General features: G+C 71.8%; 7 protein-coding genes. 1 reads left to right on the top strand and 6 read right to left on the bottom strand.

All coding sequences use genetic code 11. The annotated features are described in order from the left end of the window. Positions 1–87: 87 nt before the first annotated feature. From ABFX54_RS55695 to ABFX54_RS55685, 3 genes are all read right to left on the bottom strand, one after another. A complete protein-coding gene (locus tag ABFX54_RS55695) occupies positions 88–828 on the bottom strand; it encodes a LytR/AlgR family response regulator transcription factor (RefSeq protein WP_346115450.1) in 741 nt (246 codons plus the stop codon). 66 nt (positions 829–894) lie between these two features. Then, positions 895–2,091 carry a histidine kinase gene (locus ABFX54_RS55690; protein WP_346115449.1) on the bottom strand — a complete coding sequence of 399 codons (1,197 nt, stop codon included), beginning with the start codon at positions 2,089–2,091 and terminating at the stop codon, positions 895–897. Positions 2,092–2,155: 64 nt separating this feature from the next. Then, positions 2,156–2,752, bottom strand: coding sequence for a molybdopterin-dependent oxidoreductase (locus tag ABFX54_RS55685; RefSeq protein ID WP_346115448.1), 597 nt, complete (start codon positions 2,750–2,752; stop codon positions 2,156–2,158). Between the two features lie 152 nt (positions 2,753–2,904). Here ABFX54_RS55685 and ABFX54_RS55680 point away from each other — a divergent pair, with 152 nt between their 5' ends. Further along, positions 2,905–3,192 (top strand): YiaA/YiaB family inner membrane protein, encoded by a 288-nt coding sequence (locus tag ABFX54_RS55680; protein WP_346115447.1) that lies wholly within the window; start codon positions 2,905–2,907, stop codon positions 3,190–3,192. Between the two features lie 51 nt (positions 3,193–3,243). Here the strand turns inward: ABFX54_RS55680 and thiI are convergent, their stop codons facing one another. From thiI to ABFX54_RS55665, 3 genes are all read right to left on the bottom strand, one after another. After that, on the bottom strand, positions 3,244–4,440 hold the full coding sequence (thiI, locus tag ABFX54_RS55675) for a tRNA uracil 4-sulfurtransferase ThiI (RefSeq protein WP_346115446.1): 1,197 nt from the start codon (positions 4,438–4,440) through the stop codon (positions 3,244–3,246). 63 nt (positions 4,441–4,503) lie between these two features. After that, positions 4,504–5,169, bottom strand: coding sequence for a response regulator (locus ABFX54_RS55670; protein WP_346115445.1), 666 nt, complete (start codon positions 5,167–5,169; stop codon positions 4,504–4,506). A gap of 64 nt (positions 5,170–5,233) precedes the next feature. Further along, positions 5,234–5,615: sensor histidine kinase (locus ABFX54_RS55665; protein ID WP_346115444.1), on the bottom strand; the 382-nt coding region annotated here is incomplete at its 5' end.

Raw genomic sequence — 5,615 nt, 5'->3', positions numbered from 1 at the left:
GGCGGAGCCCCGGCCCCGTCGGGGCGCCGGGGCGCGGCGGGCCGCCGGGACCCGGCGACGCGCCGCGCGGCGTTCACCGGGCCGCCCTCACGCGATCACGTCCCGGTGCTGGCGGACGAGCTGCTCGCGCACCTGCCGGCTGTGCCGCCTGCTGACCTGCAGTTCCTCGGTGCCGACGGTGAGCGTCACCCGCCCGCCTTCGAACCTGAGCTCGCTGACGTGGCGGGCCGCGACGAGCGTGCTGCGGTGGACGCGGATGAAGCCCGCCTCCGCCCAGCGCCGTTCGAGAGCGGCCAGCGACATGCGCACGAGGTAGCTGCCGTCGGCGGTGTGCAGGCGCACGTAGTCGCCCTTGGCCTCGGCGTACCAGACGGCCTGCTGCGGCACGAACCTGGTGCGCCCGCCCAGCTCGACCGGGATGACGTCGTCCTGGCCCGGCGTGGGCGCGGGGCCGCTGGCGGCCTCCAGCCTGCGCACCGCCTCGGCCAGCCGCTCGGCTCTGACCGGTTTGAGCAGGTAGTCGACGGCCTCCAGCTCGAACGCCTGCACCGCGCACTCCTCGTGCGCCGTGACGAAGACGAGCTTGGGCGGGCTGGGGAAGCCGCCGACGAGCCGGGCGAGGTCGAGCCCGTCGAGGCCGGGCATGCGGATGTCGAGGAAGACCCCGTCGAGCCGCTCGCCGCCGCCGATCATCTGGACCATGTCCTGCAGCGCGGTGACGCCGTCGGCCGCGGTCGTGACGTGTTCGATCCGGTCGTCCTGGCGCAACAGATAGGCGAGCTCCTCCAGAGCAGGCACTTCGTCGTCGACGGCCAGAACTCTCAACATGTCCATCACGCTGCCGTATAAAAGCAGAGGTCACCCGAGCCACGCCAGCATAGCGTAATGATTCGGCTACAGAGAGCTGAGCTGACTCTTGGGCACGCGCAGCCGGACCTTGGTGCCCGCGCCGAGCGCCGTCTCCACCACGAGCCCGTAGCCGTCGCCGTAGATCTGGCGCATGCGCAGGTCGACGTTGGCCAGGCCGATGCCGCTGCCCTCGCGGGCGGGGTCCTCGTCGAGCATGCGCCTGGCGCATTCGGGGTCCATGCCGGCGCCGTCGTCCTCGACCGTGATGTGCGCCTCGGGACCGGCGTCGCGGACGACGACGCGCACCTCGCCGGGGGTGCCGGGGCCGCGCATGCCGTGCTTGATGGCGTTCTCGACCAGCGGTTGCAGGCACAGGAACGGGACCAGCACCGGCAGCACCTCCGGGGCCACCTGCATGCTGAAGCGCAGCTTGTCGCCGAAGCGGGCGCGTTCCAGCAGCAGGTAGCGGTCGACGCAGGTCAGCTCGTCGGCCAGGGTGGTGAAGTCGTGGGCTCGGCGCAGCGCGTACCGGGAGAAGTCGGCGAAGTCGAGCAGCAGTTCGCGGGCCCGCGAAGGGTCGGTGCGGACGAACGAGGCGATCGTGGTGAGCGCGTTGTAGACGAAGTGCGGCGAGATCTGCGCGCGCAGGGCGCGCATCTCGGCCTCCAGCGCGCGGCGGCGGGAGCCGTCGAGCTCGGCCAGCTCCAGCTGGCCGGAGACCCAGCGGCCGACCTCGGTGACGGTACGCACGAGCGCGGCGCTGACCTCGTCGTCGTAGGCGGCCAGCGCGCCGACCACGGTGCCGTCCACGGTCAGCGGCACGACGACCGCCCCATGCTCGGGCCCATGATCCGGTGCCTCCTCGTCAGCGCGCTCAGACCCTCGCGCCCGGCCGGGGAAGACCTGGGTGCGGCCGGCGGCCAGCGCGGCGCGGGCGTAGGTGAGCACGTCGTCGGTGCACGGCCCCTCCCAGGCCAGCGCCGCCTCGGTGGAGGTGATCGCGACAGCGCGGGTGCCGAGCAGGAGGCGCAGATGCCGCACGGCCCTGCGGGCGGAGTCGCGGTCGAGGCCGGCCCGCAGGGCGGGGGCGGCCATCGCGGCGAGGTGCAGGGCGGTGAAGGTCGCGTCGTCCGTCCTGTGCTCGCCCGGCGGCGCGGGACGGCACCACAGGAGCCGTGCCAGCACGAGGCCGAGCAGGAAGGTCAGGAGGGAGGACAGCGCCACGCACGCGGTGGTCAGCATGCCGAAACCGTAGCCAACAACCTACCGTGTCCGAAGGAAAACAGAGAGTGAAGACCGGGTGACGTCAGGCGGGGCCTTCGCCGGGTTCTTCCTGGTAGGAGTAGCGCTGCTCGCGCCAGGGGTCGGCCAGGTTGTGGTAGCCGCGCTCCTCCCAGAAGCCCCTGCGGTCCTCCAGGAGATATTCGACGCCGCGCACCCACTTGACGCTCTTCCACGCGTACAGGTGGGGGACCACGGCGCGCACCGGGAAGCCGCGGTCGGGGCTGAGCGGCTTCTCGTCGAGCTCCAGGGCGAACAGCGTGTCCGGCGCGGCGAAGTCGGCCATCCGCAGGTTGGCGCTGTAGCCGTATTCGGCCCAGATCATCACGTGGCGTACGGCGGGGTCGGGCGGGGCGGCCCGCATGATCGTGGCGGGGGTGACGCCGCGCCACTCGTTGGCCATGAGGGAGAACTTGGTGACGCAGTGGAAGTCGGCGACGCGGGTGGTGCGGGGCAGCTGCTCGAACTCGGCCCAGGTGAAGTGGCGCTCCTCGCCGGAGGCGGTGGCGCCGAAGACGCGGAAGTCCCAGGTGTCCGGTTTGAACGCGGGCACCCGGCCGTAGTGGATCACGGGCCGGCCGCGCGGGACGTACTGGCCTGGAGGCAGGCGCGACTCCTCCACGATCACTCCCCTCACCGGTCTCGCGTCTTGGGCCATCCTGCCATCGGAGCGACGGCGGCTCGCGCCCGGGTACGCGACCGTCATCCTACTCATGGGTAACTTGAGTACGAATCCTCATGTGCGGGACATCCGCGCGCAGGCACGATGACCGCATGACGAAGCCCATCCAGCCCACCCGGACCGCCGCCTTCTACGCCCAGGCGGTCCTGTCGTTCGCCGTCTCGCTGATCTCGATGATCATCGCCCTGGCCTATCTGCCCGCCCAGGCGTGGGTGAAGGCCTTCCTCGCCCTCGGCCTGCTCTACGTCGTCACCTCGACGATCACCCTGTGCAAGGTGGTGCGCGACCGGCAGGAGCTGTCGGGGGTCACCAACCGGGTCGACCAGGCCAGGCTGGACAAGCTGCTGGCCCAGCACGACCCGTTCAAGGTCGACGCCTGAGCCGCCGTCCCGCCGCCCACGGGGCCGGCGGCGGGGCGGCCACAGGGTGCGTCACAGGGTGTATTCCTGGATCGAGTCGGCCAGCTGCACGCACAGCTCTTCGGCGTCGAGGCGCTTCTCGATCTGCTTGAGGTCCTCGATCTTGGCCCGGGTCTCGGCCCGCTTGGGCGCCAGCAGCGAGCAGCAGTCCTCGTCGGGCAGCTCGGAGATCTCCAGCGTGCCGATGCGCCGGGCCTCGGCCATGATCTCGGTCTTGTCCCAGCCCACGAGCGGGCGCAGGATCGGCAGCTCGACGGCGTTGTCCTGGGCCGTGATGTTGGTCAGCGTCTGCGAGGAGACCTGCCCGAGCGCGTCGCCCGTGATCAGGGCGGAGGCGCGGATGCGGTGGGCGACCTCCTCGGCCGTCTTCAGCATCAGCCGCCGCTGCGCGATCACCGCCAGCCGGTCCTGGCCCGAGGTGCGGATCGACTGCTGCGCCTTGCCGAACGGCACCACCCACAGCCTCGACCTGCCCTGGAACCGGTCGAGCTTCCTGACCAGCGCGTACGCCTTGTAGATCGACTCCGACGTGGTGAACGGGATGCCGGAGAAGTGCAGGAAGTCGACGTGCAGGCCGCGCCGCATCATCCGGTAGGCGGCCACGGGCGAGTCGATGCCGCCCGACATGAGCACCAGCGCCCTGCCGCTGCTGCCGACGGGCAGGCCGCCCTGGCCGGGGATGCCGCCGGTGAAGACGAACACCTCGTCCCTGTCGACCTCGATGAAGACCGTCAGCTCGGGGTTGCTCAGGTCGACCGGCAGGCCGTACTCGTCGTTGATGGCGCCGCCCACCAGCCGGTCGAGCTCGTTGGAGCGCAGCGGGAAGCGCTTGTCGCGGCGGCGGGAGCGGACCGCGAAGCGGGCGCCCCGTTTGGCCTCCTCGCTCTCACCGACCAGTTCGAGCCCGGCCTTGAGCACCGCGTCGGGGTCCTTGGCGACCCGCCAGGCGCGGTGGATCCAGACTAGCCCCGGCACGTCGGCGACCCGCTGGGCCACCGCGTCGGCCTGCTCGGCGGTGGCGCCCTGGGGCAGGAAGATCGCGACCACTCCGTGCCGCCTGCGTACGTCGGTCTTGACGCCGAGCGGCTGGATCGCCTCGCGGATGTTGCTGATGAGGCGGCGCTCGAAGAGCTCGCGGTTCTTGCCCTTGAGGACGATCTCGCCCAGCTTGAGCAGAACGCACGGCTCGCCCAGGGCGGACATCGTCATGGTGGAACCTCCGGGGATGATGGGGAAACACGCCGTTGATGGCAACGTCGCGACCCATCGAGTTTAGTCCGCGTCGAGTCCCCGCTCGATCGCATATCGCACGAGCTCCACCCGGTTGTGCAACTGCAGCTTGCCGAGGGTGTTCTGCACGTGGTTCTGGACGGTGCGGTGCGAGAGCACCAGCCGTTCGGCGATCTGTCGGTACGACAGCCCCTTGGCGACCAGCCTGAGCACCTCGGTCTCCCGCTCGGTCAGCCGCGGCCGCTCCGCACCGGCTCGCCCGGCCGGCCCGCCGGGGCCGGGCTGCGCGGCCAGGCGCCGGTATTCGCCGAGCACCAGCCCGGCCAGGCCCGGCGTGAACACGGCGTCGCCGTCGGCGGTGCGCCGGACCGCGTCGAGGAACTCCTCCCGGCCCGCCGATTTCACCAGATATCCGGACGCACCGGCCTTGACCGCCTCCAGGACGTCCTCCTGCTCGGCGCTGGCCGACAGCACCAGCACTCTGGGCGCCGGCTCCACGGCGGCCAGCCGCGCGGCCACCTCAGGGCCGGGCAGGTCGGGCAGGTGCAGGTCGAGCACCACCACGTCGGGCCGCACCGCCCCGGCCACGCGTACCGCCTGCCGCCCCTCCCCCACGGCGGCCACGACCTCGTAGCCCGCCTCCGTGAGGTCTCTGGCGACGCCGTCGCGCCACATGGGATGGTCGTCCACCACCATGACCCGCACCATGCCGGTCACTCTAACGCGGCACCCCTGGATCAGGACCAGACCGGGGATCACGCGGGGATGGTGATCACGCCGGGACGGTGATCTCGACCTCCGTGCCCTGGCCGGGGACGCTCACGATCGAGACCCGCCCGCCCAGCTCGGCCACCCGCCCCCTGATCGACCTGGCCACCCCCATCCGCCCGTCGGCCGCCGCCTGCTCCAACCGGCCGTCGGGGATGCCGGGCCCATCGTCCCTGACACTGACGGTCACGGCCCCGTCGCACGACTCGGCCAGGACCCACGCCCGCGCCCCCGCCCCGCAGTGCGCGCGTACGTTGTCGAGTGCGGCCCCCACGGCGGCGGAGAGCTCCTCGGCCACCTCCGTGGGCAGCACCAGCGGCGTGGCCGGGGTGGAGATCGTGACCTCGGGCGAGCCGTGCCGGCCGAGCAGCGCGCGCAGGTCGGCA

Origin of the sequence: Nonomuraea maheshkhaliensis, assembly GCF_039529435.1 — a bacterium.
GTDB lineage: Bacteria > Actinomycetota > Actinomycetes > Streptosporangiales > Streptosporangiaceae > Nonomuraea > Nonomuraea maheshkhaliensis.
Note: the sequence above shows the minus strand (reverse complement) of the source record. Positions and strands in the feature narration are given on the sequence as shown.